The 15,541-nt window shown below is 42.0% G+C and carries 16 protein-coding genes, 1 tRNA gene, 1 other RNA gene and 1 other annotated feature; of the genes, 5 read left to right on the top strand and 13 right to left on the bottom strand.

What is annotated here, in order from left to right; genetic code table 11:
* Positions 1-263: 263 nt before the first annotated feature.
* The 7 genes from bofA to tadA all read right to left on the bottom strand — a co-directional run bounded on the left by bofA (position 264) and on the right by tadA (position 4,450).
* Complete coding sequence (gene bofA, locus MTN95_RS21355; protein WP_024123600.1) at positions 264-527, bottom strand: sigma-K factor-processing regulator BofA; 264 nt, start codon at positions 525-527, stop codon at positions 264-266.
* 66 nt (positions 528-593) lie between these two features.
* Positions 594-818, bottom strand: a complete 225-nt coding sequence (locus tag MTN95_RS21350) for a YaaL family protein (RefSeq protein WP_024123599.1) — start codon at positions 816-818, stop codon at positions 594-596.
* An 18-nt stretch (positions 819-836) separates the two neighbouring features.
* Positions 837-1,433 (bottom strand): recombination protein RecR, encoded by a 597-nt coding sequence (gene recR / locus MTN95_RS21345; RefSeq protein ID WP_024123598.1) that lies wholly within the window; start codon positions 1,431-1,433, stop codon positions 837-839.
* A gap of 14 nt (positions 1,434-1,447) precedes the next feature.
* On the bottom strand, positions 1,448-1,771 hold the full coding sequence (locus MTN95_RS21340; RefSeq protein WP_014112282.1) for a YbaB/EbfC family nucleoid-associated protein: 324 nt from the start codon (positions 1,769-1,771) through the stop codon (positions 1,448-1,450).
* A gap of 23 nt (positions 1,772-1,794) precedes the next feature.
* Positions 1,795-3,489: a DNA polymerase III subunit gamma/tau gene (gene dnaX, locus MTN95_RS21335; protein WP_248339935.1), complete on the bottom strand. Its 1,695-nt coding sequence runs from the start codon at positions 3,487-3,489 to the stop codon at positions 1,795-1,797.
* Positions 3,490-3,617: 128 nt separating this feature from the next.
* Positions 3,618-3,882: signal recognition particle sRNA large type (gene ffs, locus MTN95_RS21330), an RNA gene on the bottom strand.
* A gap of 82 nt (positions 3,883-3,964) precedes the next feature.
* Entirely contained in the window at positions 3,965-4,450 is a 486-nt protein-coding gene (tadA, locus tag MTN95_RS21325) for a tRNA adenosine(34) deaminase TadA (RefSeq protein ID WP_024123596.1), read from the bottom strand.
* Between the two features lie 83 nt (positions 4,451-4,533).
* Here tadA and MTN95_RS21320 point away from each other — a divergent pair, with 83 nt between their 5' ends.
* The 4 genes from MTN95_RS21320 to dck all read left to right on the top strand — a co-directional run bounded on the left by MTN95_RS21320 (position 4,534) and on the right by dck (position 7,803).
* Positions 4,534-5,085 carry a cysteine hydrolase family protein gene (locus tag MTN95_RS21320; RefSeq protein ID WP_010332741.1) on the top strand — a complete coding sequence of 184 codons (552 nt, stop codon included), beginning with the start codon at positions 4,534-4,536 and terminating at the stop codon, positions 5,083-5,085.
* Positions 5,086-5,147: 62 nt separating this feature from the next.
* Positions 5,148-6,431: a glycosyl hydrolase family 18 protein gene (locus MTN95_RS21315; RefSeq protein WP_248339933.1), complete on the top strand. Its 1,284-nt coding sequence runs from the start codon at positions 5,148-5,150 to the stop codon at positions 6,429-6,431.
* A 98-nt stretch (positions 6,432-6,529) separates the two neighbouring features.
* Entirely contained in the window at positions 6,530-7,153 is a 624-nt protein-coding gene (gene dgk / locus MTN95_RS21310) for a deoxyguanosine kinase (protein WP_105955735.1), read from the top strand.
* Entirely contained in the window at positions 7,150-7,803 is a 654-nt protein-coding gene (dck, locus tag MTN95_RS21305) for a deoxyadenosine/deoxycytidine kinase (protein WP_105955736.1), read from the top strand. The genes dgk and dck overlap by 4 nt, the downstream gene beginning before the upstream one ends.
* Before the next feature lie 114 nt (positions 7,804-7,917).
* Here dck and MTN95_RS21300 read toward each other — a convergent pair.
* The 6 genes from MTN95_RS21300 to guaB form a co-directional block, all read right to left on the bottom strand.
* Positions 7,918-8,010, bottom strand: a tRNA-Ser gene (locus MTN95_RS21300).
* A gap of 132 nt (positions 8,011-8,142) precedes the next feature.
* Positions 8,143-9,420, bottom strand: a complete 1,278-nt coding sequence (serS, locus tag MTN95_RS21295) for a serine--tRNA ligase (protein ID WP_105955737.1) — start codon at positions 9,418-9,420, stop codon at positions 8,143-8,145.
* 66 nt (positions 9,421-9,486) lie between these two features.
* Positions 9,487-9,699 (bottom strand) — a binding site (T-box leader).
* Between the two features lie 52 nt (positions 9,700-9,751).
* Positions 9,752-10,342, bottom strand: a complete 591-nt coding sequence (gene pdxT / locus MTN95_RS21290; protein WP_024123590.1) for a pyridoxal 5'-phosphate synthase glutaminase subunit PdxT — start codon at positions 10,340-10,342, stop codon at positions 9,752-9,754.
* 20 nt (positions 10,343-10,362) lie between these two features.
* A complete protein-coding gene (gene pdxS / locus MTN95_RS21285) occupies positions 10,363-11,247 on the bottom strand; it encodes a pyridoxal 5'-phosphate synthase lyase subunit PdxS (protein WP_024123589.1) in 885 nt (294 codons plus the stop codon).
* A gap of 195 nt (positions 11,248-11,442) precedes the next feature.
* The gene (gene dacA / locus MTN95_RS21280) at positions 11,443-12,774 is read right to left on the bottom strand and encodes a D-alanyl-D-alanine carboxypeptidase (protein WP_024123588.1); all 1,332 of its coding nucleotides are present in this window, start codon (positions 12,772-12,774) and stop codon (positions 11,443-11,445) included.
* Positions 12,775-12,928: 154 nt separating this feature from the next.
* Positions 12,929-14,395, bottom strand: a complete 1,467-nt coding sequence (gene guaB, locus MTN95_RS21275) for an IMP dehydrogenase (protein ID WP_024123587.1) — start codon at positions 14,393-14,395, stop codon at positions 12,929-12,931.
* Positions 14,396-14,515: 120 nt separating this feature from the next.
* Between guaB and MTN95_RS21270 the strand changes: the two genes are divergently transcribed.
* Positions 14,516-15,466, top strand: coding sequence for a YaaC family protein (locus MTN95_RS21270; RefSeq protein WP_202853799.1), 951 nt, complete (start codon positions 14,516-14,518; stop codon positions 15,464-15,466).
* Positions 15,467-15,541 lie beyond the last annotated feature (75 nt).

The following is a 15,541-nucleotide window of genomic DNA, read 5'->3' as shown; positions in this document are numbered from 1 at the left end:
ATCAAACTCTCCGATAAAGTAGTTTGACTGACTACGCACATCGCTGTGCGATTTTATAATAAAACTTGAATTAACAGGTACGTTTTGTCTTGTTTAGTTTTCAAAGAACTTTGTTGCCGCTCTTTAAGCGACTTTATAATCATAACATTTTACGCCGTTTCCGTCAACAATTTTTTTCGTAATTTCTTTAAAAAGCTTATCCGTCATCAGCGACGTATATTAGAATAACACCCTTACGTCTTAAAGTCAACATATAACATGAATTAAATAATAAAATGCTTAATCACTACTAATGCTGCTATTCCCGGTATGCCCAAGATTCCGCTTATGGCTGTTGTGACAATATTAATCGGCACATGGATGCCGAGGCTGCCTCCGAACATGTTCACACATACCAGCAACAAAGCACCCGCTACACATTTAACAGCAGTTATACCAATCCACTTTAAAGGCTTTGCAGGCGAACCTGATAAAAATAGAAGAACAACTAGTCCTAAAATAATCCCTATAATAAAAATAGGCTCCATGAATCTTCTCATCCCCTTCACTTGTTCTAGTACAAGCTTATGAGAAGATCCAGGAGTTTAGACCACTTACTTCCACCGGCTGATTTTCAAATTCCTCTGTTTCGCTTCCCTCAAGTAAAAAAAATACTTTGCTTCAGCTACCTTCAGCTCGCATAAAACCTCAGCTGATGGTTCAAGGCTTTTTTCAACCAGCTTCTTTTGCCTGTTCCACTCTTCCTTTTGCTTAAAAAGCTGCTCGATTAGTTTTTCATCAAACTCTCTTCTCAATGTTTTCTTGCGAAGAAAACCCATGGATCGCTTTTTCCTCCCTTACAATTCACGTCTTCCTTCAAGTGCCTTAGAAAGAGTGACCTCATCAGCATATTCCAAGTCACCGCCGACGGGCAGTCCGTGGGCAATACGGGAGAGCTTAATACCAGATGGCTTCAAGAGCCTTGATATATACATCGCTGTTGCTTCCCCTTCTATATTAGGGTTTGTTGCGAGAATCACTTCTGTCACTTGATCATCCTGTAATCGTTTTAACAATTCTGGTATTTTTATATCCTCTGGTCCGATGCCGTCCATTGGAGAAATGGCGCCGTGGAGAACATGATACTGGCCGTTGTATTCTTTCATTTTCTCCATAGCAATAACATCCTTAGGGTCTTGCACAACACAGATAATGGACTTATCCCTTCGTGAATCTTCACATATATAACAAGGGTCCTGATCTGTAATATGCCCGCAAACTGAGCAATATGTCAGATTGCGTTTCGCATTCACCAACGCTTTCGCAAAATCTAATACCACATCTTCTTTCATACCTAGAACAAAAAAAGCCAGACGGACCGCTGTTTTCGGTCCGATCCCTGGCAATTTCATAAAGCTGTCGATCAGCTTTGATATTGGTTCAGGATATTGCATTTTCTTTTATCCCCCTAGAACAAACCTGGCATGTTCATTCCTTTTGTAAATTGACCCATTGTTTCGTTTGTGATCTCGTCAACTTTTTTCAAGGCTTCATTCGTTGCAGCAAGCACTAAGTCCTGGAGCATTTCGATATCTTCCGGGTCAACTACATCTTCTTTAATGATGACATCCAGAATTTCTTTTTGGCCGTTTGCTTTAACTGTTACCATACCGCCGCCTGCAGTTCCTTCAACTACCTGTTCTGCAAGCTCTTCTTGAGCCTTGGCCATATCTTTTTGCATTTTTTGCATTTGTTTCATCATTTTTTGCATATTTCCCATTCCGCCACGCATATTATCCACTCTCTTTCATTTTGTTAGTCTTTTATTTCAATTAAATCCGCTCCGACAAGCTTTTTCGCTTCTGCAATAAGCGGGTCTTCTTCAGCCGGCTCATTTGATCCTTCATTTTCCTGCTGATGATCTACTAAAAATTCTTCTCTTATTTTACCCCATTGTACTTCTGGAACGCCAATCAAATCCATTCTTTTTCCGAGCATAGATTCTAAAATCTGTTCAAGATTAGTCCGGACACCATTGTTATCCTCGGCGACCATTTTACAATGTATTTCATATTTGAATTTCAGTACAAATGCCGAAGAAGCGGCAGCCACAGGTTCACTGTCATTCAGCAGCGCAGCATGTGATACTTTATTTTGCTGTTTCAGGTGAGCCAGAAGCTTGCCCCAGCTGCTTCTGAGCTGATCAAGGTCCGTCCTCGTTGCTTCTTTCAAAATTTCATGAATTCTGCCTACCGGCGCTTTGTAATTGGATTTCCCGCCTTTTGGCGCACGCGGCGCTTCTTTTTTCGGACTTTCCGCCGCTGCTTTTACGCCGGTTGTTTTGAGCCGTTCTACTTCTTGCTCAAGCTGCTGGATCTTTTTCATCAGCATATTAACTTCAGGCAGATCTGAAGCAGCTGGTTGATGAGACGTTTGGCAAATCTTCACCACAGCCACTTCAAAGAAGATACGGGGATGGTTCGTCCATTTCATTTCCTGGTGGCTCTTGTTCAGGATATCAATCATTTCATATATCGCCTGGGTCGGAATTTGTTCACTCAATTCACGGAACGTTTCATCGACTTTTACTTTTTCCAGTACACCCTCTAAGCCAGGAGCTGTTTTGAACAGCAGCATGTCCCTGAAATAGAAAATCATATCTTCTATCAGCTTCGCCGGGTCTTTCCCTTGCTGAAGCAGCTCATTCAATGTTTCCAAAGCTTCAGAAACATGTTTTTCATGCAGAGATTGCGCAAGCTTTCCTATATATAATTGAGAAACTGCTCCGGTAATCAGAAGCGCATCATCAACTTTTAGCTCTTCGCCGCTGAATGAGACTGCCTGATCAAGAAGGCTCAAAGCATCCCTCATACCGCCATCTGCAGCACTCGCAATAATGTCGAGCGCCCCTTCTTCAACCTGCAGCTCTTCAGCATCAACTATTTTGTTCATACGTCCGACAATCGCTTGGGATGTAATTCGCTTGAAGTCAAAACGCTGACATCTGGAGATAATGGTTAAAGGAATTTTGTGCGGTTCTGTCGTTGCTAAAATGAAAATACAATGCTCAGGCGGCTCTTCTAATGTTTTTAATAACGCATTGAAGGCGCCGATAGAAAGCATATGCACCTCATCTATGATATATACCTTATATGTGACGGCCGATGGGGCAAACTTCACTTTGTCGCGGATGTCACGAATTTCATCAACACCATTGTTAGAAGCGGCGTCAATTTCTATGACATCGGATATGGACCCGTTTGTTATCCCTTTACAGGCTGCACATTCGTTGCATGGCTCATCAACAGGAGCGTGTTCACAGTTGACAGCTTTGGCAAATATTTTGGCCGCGCTGGTTTTTCCCGTACCCCTTGGCCCGGAAAACAGATAAGCATGAGAAAATTTCTTTTGCAAAAGGGCATTTTGAAGCGTTTTTGTAATGTGCTCTTGTCCGACCACATCTTCAAAGCGCTGAGGCCTGAATACTCGATATAAAGCTTGGTAACTCACGGGTGCGCCCTCCTCCGTTATTCATCATTCCCATTATACATGAACCGTGTATCGATTCCAAAAGCTCTTTTACATAACAAAAAACTCACCTAATATTAGGTGAGTTTGAAAATTTGATGATTGATTTACCGTGCACCTTCTGTCGATTCGCTACCCTAAGCGTTACTTAAGCAGTTAGCTCGGCCCAGGCAACCCTGCGGCACATGAGAGGTTTCACTTAATGCTGCTTCCTTCCGGACCTGACATGGTTCATGAATTCCCATTGCGCAGGACCCAAACGTCAACACCACTTACTTAAGGCAGACCTTAAAGTAAACGAACCTCGAGAAGGGATTCGGCCCCGCTAGAGCGGATTGCGGGTACAGGGCACCGCTACCTCCCCGCTTAGCACGGCAAAATAAATATCAAATTTTATGTCGCATCTATGACGATGCACACATAAGTATATCCTTTCCCCCTAAAAATTGCAACCTTACTACTCAGACAAGTTTTTCCTAGAAGCTTTCTTCTTTTTTCTCAGATCTCTGAAAAACGCACTGAGCATTCCTCCACATTCCTCCTCCAGCACACCGCTCACCACTTCAGCCTGATGATTAAAGCGTTCTTCCTGAAGAAGGTTCATTAACGTGCCTGAACAGCCTCCTTTTGGATCAAATGCGCCAAATACCACTTTCTCCACGCGTGAAAGCACGACGGCTCCGGCACACATCGGACAAGGCTCAAGGGTAACGTAAAGTGTTGCGCCTTCCAGTCTCCATGTTCCAAGTGACTTGCACGCTTCATCAATCACAAGCATTTCCGCATGAGCGATAGACCGCTGCTCTGTTTCTCTTAAATTGTGCGCACGTGCCACGATTTTATCATTCACAACAAGCACGGCCCCGATCGGCACCTCGCCTTTCGCTTCAGCTTTTTTCGCTTCTTTTATTGCTTCTTTCATATAAAGTTCATCTTGATTCATCAGATTAGCTCTCTTTTCAAAGTTTTTTCCTTACCTAAAAAGGCTACATATTAACTATAACTTAAACAGAAAGGAGACTGTCGATGTCTAAAGCAGACACAGCTCTTCTCATTGTAGACATGATCAATAATTTTGAATTTGATATGGGAGAAAGTCTCGCCAACAAAACAGAAAAAATCGTTCCTCACATTTTATCATTAAAAAAGCACGCAAGACAAAATGACTGGCCGATTATATACATTAATGATCATTACGGGCTTTGGCAAGCGGATATCCAAAATATCCAGCAAGAATGTGAAAACGAGAAAAGCAAGGCCATTATCGAAAAGATATCGCCCGAGGATGCCGACTATTTTTTAATCAAGCCGAAACACTCCGCTTTTTATGAAACAGCCCTCCATACCCTCCTGACTGAATTACAGGTGAAACGCATTGTCTTAACAGGGATAGCGGGAAATATATGCGTGCTGTTTACTGCTAATGATGCTTACATGAGAGAATACAGCATTACAATACCTAAGGACTGCATTGCTTCTAACAGCGATAAGGACAATGAATTCGCTCTAACCATGATGGAAAATGTTCTTTTCGCAGAAATTACAACGGAAGAACAAATTACAGAAAAACAAACATGATTAGCGCTTTCCTTTCATACATTGTAGCGATATGAAAGGAGGCGTTTTTCATTCAAATTTATGTGGTGAAACAAGGCGACACTCTTTCTGCTATCGCTTCACAATACAGAACAACTGCAAACGAAATCACAGAAACGAATGAAATACCGAATCCCGATAGCCTTGTTGTCGGACAAACCATTGTCATTCCAATAGCTGGCCAGTTTTATGATGTTCAACAAGGTGATACCCTGACATCCATCGCACAGCAATTTAATACAACAGCAGCTGAGCTTGCCAGGGTGAACCGCATCCAGTTAAATACCGTACTGCAGATTGGTTTCCGTTTATACATTCCTCCAGTTCCAAAAAGAGACATCGAATCAAGCGCTTATTTGGAGCCCCGCGGAAATCAAGTCAGCGAAAATCTCCAGCAGGCGGCCAGAGAAGCATCACCCTACTTAACGTACCTTGGGGCATTCAGTTTCCAGGCACAGCGTGATGGAACCTTAGTCGCACCGCCTTTAACGAATTTAAGAAGCATTGCAGAGAATCAAGGCACGACACTGATGATGATTATAACGAACCTAGAAAACCAGGCATTCAGCGATGAGCTCGGCCGGATCCTTTTGAACGACGATACTGTGAAAAGAAGACTTTTGAATGAAATAGTCGAGAATGCCAGAAGATATGGCTTCCGCGCTATTCATTTTGACTTTGAATACTTACGGCCCCAGGACAGGGAGGCATATAATCAATTTCTCCGCGAGGCAAGGGATCTTTTTCATCAAGAAGGCTTTGAAATTTCTACGGCGCTTGCCCCTAAAACAAGCGCAACACAGCAGGGCAGATGGTACGAAGCCCATGATTACAGAGCACACGGCCAAATTGTAGACTTTGTTGTCCTCATGACATATGAATGGGGATACAGCGGCGGACCCGCTCAAGCCGTTTCTCCAATAGGACCTGTTCGGAACGTCATTGAATATGCTTTAACCGAAATGCCCGCCAATAAAATTGTCATGGGGCAGAATTTATATGGATATGACTGGACACTGCCATATACAGCAGGAGGAACTCCGGCAAGAGCAATAAGCCCTCAGCAAGCCATTGTCATAGCTGAGCAAAACAATGCCGACATCCAGTATGACCAAACTGCCCAAGCCCCCTTCTTCCGCTATACTGATGCAGAAAACAAAAGGCACGAGGTATGGTTTGAAGACGCCCGTTCGATTCAGGCCAAATTCAATCTGATTAAAGAGCTTAATTTAAGAGGGATCAGCTACTGGAAGCTGGGGCTTTCCTTTCCTCAAAACTGGCTGCTGCTTTCTGATCAATTTCAAGTTGTCAAAAAGACGTTCCGTTAATTTGGAAACGTCTTTTTTTCATAGGGGAATCCAAGGGTTGTGATACAATATGAAGGTCAGCAATTGACGGACGTTTTTTAGAAATAAGGAGGATTCCAATGAATACAGCCCCTTTTATCGCAGTTGAAGGTCCTATCGGGGCAGGAAAAACAACGCTCGCGACGATGCTTTCACAAGAGCTTGGATTCCCTATGATCAGTGAGATTGTTGAGGATAACCCATACCTTGATAAGTTTTATGACAACATAGAGGAATGGAGCTTCCAGCTTGAGATGTTTTTTCTTTGTCACAGGTACAAACAGCTTGAGGATACCAGCCATCACTTTTTAAATGAAGGACAGCCTGTGATAGCTGATTACCACATTTATAAAAATGTGATTTTTGCGGAACGAACGCTGTCTGAACAGCAGCTCAACAAATACAGAAAGATTTTTCATCTTCTTACCGATGATCTTCCAAAACCAAATTTCATCATTTACATAAAGGCAAGTCTGCCCACATTGTTACACCGCATTGAAAAACGCGGGCGTCCCTTTGAGAAAAAAATTGAAACAAGCTATTTGGAACAGCTGATCGCAGATTATGACATCGCCATCAAGCAGCTGCAGGAAGCAGACCCATATCTTACGGTGTTAACAATAGATGGCGATTCAGAGGATTTCGTTTTGAATAAGAGCGATTTTGAACGTATTGCCGCCCATGTAAAGGAGCTTATAAAATGAAGGAACATCATATCCCTAAGAATTCAATCATTACAGTAGCAGGAACAGTAGGTGTCGGAAAATCTACCTTAACAAGAGCATTGGCTAAACGGCTTGGCTTTAAAACCTCTCTTGAGGAAGTCGATCATAACCCATACTTAGAAAAATTCTATCATGATTTTGAACGCTGGAGCTTCCATCTGCAAATCTACTTCTTAGCTGAACGATTCAAAGAACAGAAAAATATTTTTGAATCCGGCGGGGGGTTTGTACAGGATCGTTCTATTTATGAGGATACTGGGATTTTTGCGAAAATGCACGCTGACAAAGGGACGATGTCAAAGATTGATTATAAAACCTATACAAGCCTGTTTGAAGCAATGGTCATGACACCGTATTTCCCGCATCCTGATGTGCTGATCTATTTAGAAGGCGATCTGGAAAACATATTAGCCCGGATTGAAGAACGCGGACGTGAAATGGAGCTTCAAACAGATCGGTCTTATTGGGAAGAAATGCACACGCGTTACGAAAACTGGATCAGCGGTTTTAACGCCTGCCCTGTCCTGAAAATCCGTATTGAGGATTATGACTTGAAGAATGATGAAAGTTCTATCGAGAACATTGTTGATCAAATCGCAACTGTCATTCATGAAACGAAAAAAAAGTGAATCTCATGACCTGAGATTCACTTTTTTATGATATTAAAAAATCCGTTGCGAACGACGCAACGGACAAAACAATCTCCAATATATGCTTGAGTTTCATTAGAATTAAAATCAATATGGCGGAGGAAGAGGGATTCGAACCCCCGCGGGCTTTGACACCCCTGTCGGTTTTCAAGACCGATCCCTTCAGCCGGACTTGGGTATTCCTCCGTATCGACAAGACTTACTATATCATGAATGTTTTATGATGGTCAAGCATTTTTAAAAACTTTTTTTGTTTTCATGAAAATGTTTAATTCAAATAGCGAAAAGGCGTGCCTTATCAGGCACACCTTCTCCGCATTACGCTTTGATGACTTCTCTATTTCCCATATAAGGACGAAGCACTTTTGGTATAATGACGCTTCCGTCTTCCTGCTGATAATTTTCTAAAATAGCGGCAACTGTTCTTCCGACTGCCAAACCTGAGCCGTTCAATGTGTGTACATGCTCTGGTTTGCCTTTCGCTTCACGTCTGAAACGAATGTTCGCACGTCTGGCTTGGAACGCTTCGAAGTTGCTGCAAGAAGAAATTTCACGATATGTGTCTTGGCTCGGAATCCAAACTTCTATATCGTATTTTTTCGCAGCCGTAAATCCTAAATCTCCCGTACACATGCTCATTACACGGTATGGAAGTTCCAACAGCTGGAGCACACGCTCAGCCTGGTTTGTTAGTTTTTCTAACTCATCATAAGAATCTTCCGGCTTTACAAACTTCACAAGCTCCACTTTATTAAACTGGTGCTGACGGATTAATCCGCGTGTATCGCGCCCTGCTGAACCAGCTTCTGAACGGAAGCAGGCACTGAATGCCGCATAATTCATCGGAAGGCTGTCACCTGACAGAATTTCATCCCGATGCATATTTGTGATCGGCACTTCAGCAGTCGGAATCAAGAAGTAATCCTCTTCTCTGATTTTAAACGCATCCTCTTCGAACTTTGGAAGCTGTCCTGTTCCCGTCATGCTTGCGCGATTTACCATATAAGGCGGGATGACCTCAGTATAGTTATACTCATCCACATGAAGGTCAAGCATAAAGTTATAAAGCGCACGCTCCAAACGAGCACCTAAGCCTTTATAAAACACGAAGCGGCTTCCTGTTACCTTCGCAGCACGTTCAAAATCAAGAATGCCGAGCTCATCAGCAATATCCCAATGCGGTTTTGGCTCATGTGCAAATGAAGGTGTTTCGCCCCATTTCCGGATTTCTACGTTATCATCTTCCGTTTCACCGACTGGCACTGATTCATGCGGAATATTCGGGATTGAAAGAAGAATGGTCTCAAGCGCAGATTCTACTGTTCTTAATTCTTCATCAAGTTTTTTAATTTCCTCGCCGACTTCACGCATTTCTTTAATGATGTGATCCGCGTCTTTTTTCTCGCGTTTCAAAGCGGCTACCTGCTGGGATACTTCATTCCGTTTTCCTTTTAGCTCTTCTACTTTTCCGATAAGCTCTCTTCTTTTATCATCAAGCTCCTCGAACTTATCAAAATCTGTTAAGTCTTCGCCTTTGTGTACAAGCTTTGCTTTAATTTCTTGAAAATTTGCTCTCAGCATTTTCGTATCAAGCATGCGAAACACTCCTTTTTTCATTAAATTCATTGAATTATCGAAAATAAAAAGAGCCCTCATCCCCATGAAAGGGACGAGAGCTCTCGCGTTGCCACCCTGATTGAAAACAAGCCATAGACTTGTTTTCCGCTTTCACACATAACGGTTATCCCGTAAATGCCTACTTCATTCAGCATTTCGCTCAAGGATGGATTCAGACAGCATCTTTCACCGATTCGCACCAACCATCGGCTCTCTTAGAAAGAGAGGCTTCCTACTAGTTCCTATCAACGCTTTTCGATCTTTATTTGTGTTTATAATGTACTATAAGTTTCCACAGCTTTCAACTGTTTTATACAAGGGCTTTCTGCTTGTATTCCTCGACCATTTGAACGAAAAGCTTTGTCACTCGATGATCCTCTGTCAGCTCCGGATGGAACGAACAGCCCAAGAAATTACCCTGTTTAGCCGCAACAATGCGTCCGTTATGCTCAGAAAGCACTTCAACATTTTCACCGGCTTCCAAGATATGCGGCGCACGGATGAATACACCAGTGAAGGGTTCGTCCAGCCCTTTAATTGTTAAATCAGCTTCAAAGCTGTCAACCTGCCGGCCAAACGAATTCCGTTCAACAACTACATTCAGCAAACCTAAATGAGCGTTATCTGAACCGGCAATTTCCTTTGCTAAAATAATTAAACCGGCACATGTCCCAAACATCGGTTTTCCCTGAGCAGCAAACTCACGCAATGGCTCCATGAATTGATACGTATCAATTAAACGGCGCATTGTCGTGCTTTCTCCGCCCGGCAAAATTAAACCATCGATTTCGTTTAGCTGCTCTGGGCGTTTAATAACAAGTCCAGCTGCACCGCATGCTTCAATTGCATGGATATGCTCTCTTACTGCTCCTTGAAGTCCTAGTACACCTATTGTTAACATGTCGCAGCTCTCCTATATTCTTACCAGCCGCGTTCTTGCATACGCTGTTCTGGAAGTAAATTTGAGATTTCGATCCCTTTCATTGCAGTTCCAAGCTCTTTTGAAAGCTCTGCAATCAATTTATAATCAGTGAAGTGAGTTGTCGCTTCTACAATTGCTTTTGCGAATTTTGCAGGATTGTCTGATTTGAAGATACCAGAACCAACAAATACACCGTCAGCGCCAAGCTGCATCATAAGTGCCGCATCAGCAGGAGTCGCTACGCCGCCAGCCGCAAAGTTAACGACAGGAAGTTTACCGTCTCTTTTAATTTGTTGAAGCAGCTCATAAGGCGCTCCCAAATTTTTCGCTTCCGTCATCAGCTCATCATCGCTCATTGCAACTACTTTGCGCACTTGAGCGTTTACCTTGCGCATATGGCGAACAGCTTCGACGATATTACCAGTTCCAGGCTCACCTTTTGTACGAAGCATAGAAGCGCCTTCAGCAATACGGCGTGTTGCTTCGCCGAGGTCACGGCAGCCGCACACGAAAGGAACTGTATATTCATTTTTATTCAAATGAAATTCTTCGTCAGCCGGAGTCAGAACTTCACTTTCATCAATATAGTCAACACCCATAGCTTCAAGCACACGCGCTTCAACAATATGTCCGATACGCGCTTTTGCCATTACAGGGATGGATACAGCATTCATTACTTCTTCCACGATTGTAGGGTCTGCCATACGGGCAACTCCTCCAGCCGCACGAATATCAGCTGGTACACGTTCTAGCGCCATTACAGCGACAGCTCCAGCCTCTTCAGCAATTTTCGCTTGTTCCGCATTGATGACGTCCATGATGACGCCGCCTTTTTGCATTTCTGCCATTCCGCGTTTTACACGTTCAGTACCTGTTTGAGCCATTTCTTGGTCCCCCTAATCAAGGTATAGTATATGATTTCTATTTCTTATTGTATCCTAGAAATCCAATAATTCATATGGATATAACTTATTTTATTCGGTTTTTAGGGCTTTGAAAATCATTTTTTATTAAAAATTGGGTTTTTTCAGTATATTAAGCGAAAGAGCCCTAACATCAATCAGAGCTCTTTCAATTCATTAAAACCAGCCAGTTACTGTATCAACAATGCTTCCCCAGATACCAGCGAAAAATCCGCCGATGCTGCGCATTGTTAAAACAAACCAGTTTGCTTTATCTACATTTTCTTTCGTCACAAGGTCTACACCTGCCAGGCTGCTGTTAAGGAACCCATAGTCCTTTTCATCACCTGTATATTCCGCAGTCAGTTTCCCAACCTTCGTCCCTTTTTTCACAGGGGCAGTCAAAGTGTCTTTGTTTAAAGTGACTTTTGCTTTGTAATTCTTTTCTTCACCATTTTTGACAGGAAGAGAAAATGCCTTGCTTGTGACAATGCCTACTTCTTTCTCTTTACCTTTATCTACAGAAATGGTTTTATGGCCTTTTACCTGATCGCCTTCAGCATAAATTTCTTTCATAGAGAAATTGTTGAAAGCATAATCAAACATTTTTTTCGTTTCATCGAAACGGCCAGTGTGAATGTTGCCTTTTGCGTTTAACACCACAGTGATGACACGCATTCCGTTTCTTTCAGCAGTTCCTGTGAAACATGAACCCGCAGAGTCAGTAGAACCTGTTTTCAGTCCATCTACAGTTGCACCTTTGTACTCGCTGACTAGACCCTTCAGCATAAAGTTCCAGTTCGGCATGTCCATTTCATCATCTGTGCCTTTTCTGAACTTCATTTTTGAGATGCTGGAAGTTTCTAAAATCTCAGGGTAGTCAGTAATCAGGTGATCTGCAAGAATAGCCATGTCCTTAGCAGAAACTTCACTTTCTTCATCTACGCTTGTCCCTTCAGGCTGCTTGCCGTGAAGATCTTTGTTTTCAAGACCTGTTGCATTAACAAATTTGTAATTTGTTAATCCCAGTTCTTTTGCTTTTGCATTCATTTTTTCAACGAACTTTGTTTCAGAGCCTGCAATAACTTCTGCAATGGCAATTGCTGCCGCATTTGCAGAATAGATTGCTGTCGCTTGATAAAGTTCTTTTACTGTGTATTTGCCGTCTTTCCGAAGAGGAACGTTTGATAAACTGTTATCTTGGGAAATCTCATACACATAGTCATCAGGCGTATAGGTTTGATCCCATTTTACTTTGCCTTCATCAATTGCTTCTAATAACAGATACTCTGTCATCATTTTTGTCATGCTTGCAATTGGCAGTCTTTTCTCTGCATTTTTGCTGTAAAGAATTTTACCTGAAGAAGCTTCGATCATAATGGCAGCTGATGCGTTGATATCAATTGGATCGCTGGCAGCCTTTGCTTTTGACATTGGAGTCAGGCAAGTTACGGCCAGGGTTAAAACAACCAATGACATCAATAGCTGTTTACATTTCTTGATGTTCAATCGTACGACCTCCGTATTTCATTTTTCTTCATCTATAATTAAGCCGTTAAGGACATTTTCAATGCACAACAGTATAAATTTTATCATAATCGGTATAAAAAAAATAGACAGAGTCAGAGACCCTGTCAAATGTTTTTAATTTGTAACAATTTATTTATGAAATTGTATAGTTCGGTGATTCTTTTGTAATCTGTACATCATGCGGATGGCTTTCACGAAGGCCTGCACCAGTCATACGAATGAACTGAGCTTCTTCTCTTAAAGCGCGAAGATCTTTAGATCCGCAATATCCCATACCAGAACGAAGACCGCCGACTAGCTGATAAACTGTTTCTTCAACTGGTCCCTTGTAAGGTGTACGTCCTTCAATGCCTTCTGGAACGAATTTTTTATTTTCTTCTTGGAAGTAACGGTCTTTACTTCCTTTTTCCATTGCAGCCACAGATCCCATACCGCGGTATACTTTGAATCTTCTGCCTTGGTAGATTTCAGTTTCACCAGGGCTTTCTGACGTACCTGCCAGCAAGCTTCCAAGCATAACAGCATGTCCGCCGGCTGCCAATGCCTTTGCAATATCGCCAGAGAATTTAATTCCGCCGTCTGCGATAATTGTTTTGCCATGTTTTCTTGCTTCAGTCGCACAGTCATAAATCGCTGTGATTTGAGGTACACCAACACCTGCTACCACACGAGTAGTACAAATTGAACCAGGTCCGATTCCTACTTTGACAACATCAGCACCAGCTTCGAAGAGTGCTTTTGTCGCTTCAGCTGTTGCTACGTTTCCAGCGATAATATTTAATTCAGGATACGTTTCACGGATCTTTGTCACTGTGTTTAACACGCCTTGAGAATGCCCGTGTGCTGTATCGATAACAATGACATCCACATTGGCTTCTACAAGCTTTTTCACGCGTGTCATCGTGTCACCAGTTACGCCAACTGCCGCACCAACGATCAAACGGCCGTGAATGTCTTTAGAAGAGTTAGGGAACTCGATAACCTTTTCAATGTCTTTAATCGTGATAAGACCTTTTAATTTATTTTGATCATCAACGAGTGGAAGCTTTTCAATTTTATGTTTCTGCAAAATCTTTTCAGCTTCGTCTAAAGTCGTTCCAACCGGTGCAGTGACAAGTTCTTCTTTTGTCATGACATCACTGATTTTCATTGAGTAATCAGAAATAAAACGAAGGTCACGGTTAGTGATAATACCGACAAGCTTTTGGTCTTCTTTGTTATCTACAATCGGAACACCGGAAATTCTGTATTTCCCCATCAAATGCTCCGCATCAAAAACTTGGTGATCAGGAGTTAAAAAGAAGGGATTTGTAATAACGCCTCGTTCAGAGCGTTTTACTTTATCAACTTGTTCAGCCTGCTGCTCGATCGACATATTTTTATGAATGATGCCCAAGCCGCCCTGTCTAGCCATTGCAATCGCCATTGCTGATTCTGTTACAGTGTCCATACCTGCGCTGATGACAGGAATATTCAGCTTTAACGTCTTTGTAAGTTCAACAGATAAATCCACATCACGCGGAAGTACCTCTGACTTAGCTGGTACAAGCAGCACATCGTCGAACGTTAAGCCTTCTTTTGAAAATTTACTTTCCCACATTAGTAAATCCCCCTCTTTTCGGCAAAATATTATATGTAGATTATCAACAAGCCAAGAGCATGTCAAGGAACCGAAAAAGAGTTGAAATATTTAGATAACGGAAAGGAATTAGAAATACATATGACATATCATGATTGGAAAGACTTAGCGCTATTTTACTCCGTAGAATCAACCCAGAAATTTCTAGAAAAAGTCTATGTCTTAAATGGTGCAGATGAGGCGAAACAGAACTCTTTTAAAAACAGCGAGCGGTTTATTTTTTTCTTGAAGCATGCTGAATCATTCTATAAGCAAGCCTCTTGCTCGCCTTTAGAAATCAAACCGATACTTTTATTCTACGGGATGTCACAGCTGATCAAAGCATGTCTCATCACACAGGACCCTCACTACCCAAGCCATACATCCGTTCTCGCACATGGCGTCACAGCGCGTAAAAGAAAGAAGCAAAATTATTGTTTTAGCGATGATGAAGTGAAAATACAACGCAACGGTTTATGTATGCACTTCATGAAACACTTATTTGGTCAATCAGGTATAGAAGATGAACGGTATACTATGAAAAAGTTATTAGCCGCTATACCAGAATTAAGTGATATTTTTCAATTTCAGAAAAAGGAATGCTTTATTACAAAGGTTGAGAAGGAAAAAGACATGGTTTCTATACCAGAGGATATCGTCATTCATTATAAGATGTCTGATTCACGATTTGTTGAATATATGTCTCACCATTTTAAATGGACCTTTTTGAAAAAAGATAAAGATGACCTGCTGTTCCAGCTCTCGCGGCAAGACATAAGCCCATGGACGTCAATCAGCTTATTATTTGATATGGACAACAGGCAATATTATATTCCTTCTAAACGAGATCAGTTTCTTAAACTTCCGGAAATAACAATCCATTATTTAATTTTGTACAACATAGGAATGATTGCGAGGTATGAAACAGAATGGTGGTATGAGCTGTTAACGCAGCATGTCAGTGATGATTACGTGTTAATTCAGCAGTTTTTAATGGTAACGGAAAACAAATTTCCCAAATACGTTTTGAAATTCCTGCAACAATATATATAAACAAAAAACCCAGCTCAATGAGCTGGGTTTTACCCTTGCTTGGCGGCGTCCTACTCTCACAGGGGGAAACCCCCG

This window comes from Bacillus sp. 2CMS4F (assembly GCF_023161785.1).
Classification (GTDB): Bacteria; Bacillota; Bacilli; order Bacillales; family Bacillaceae; genus Bacillus; species Bacillus halotolerans.
Note: the sequence above shows the minus strand (reverse complement) of the source record. Positions and strands in the feature narration are given on the sequence as shown.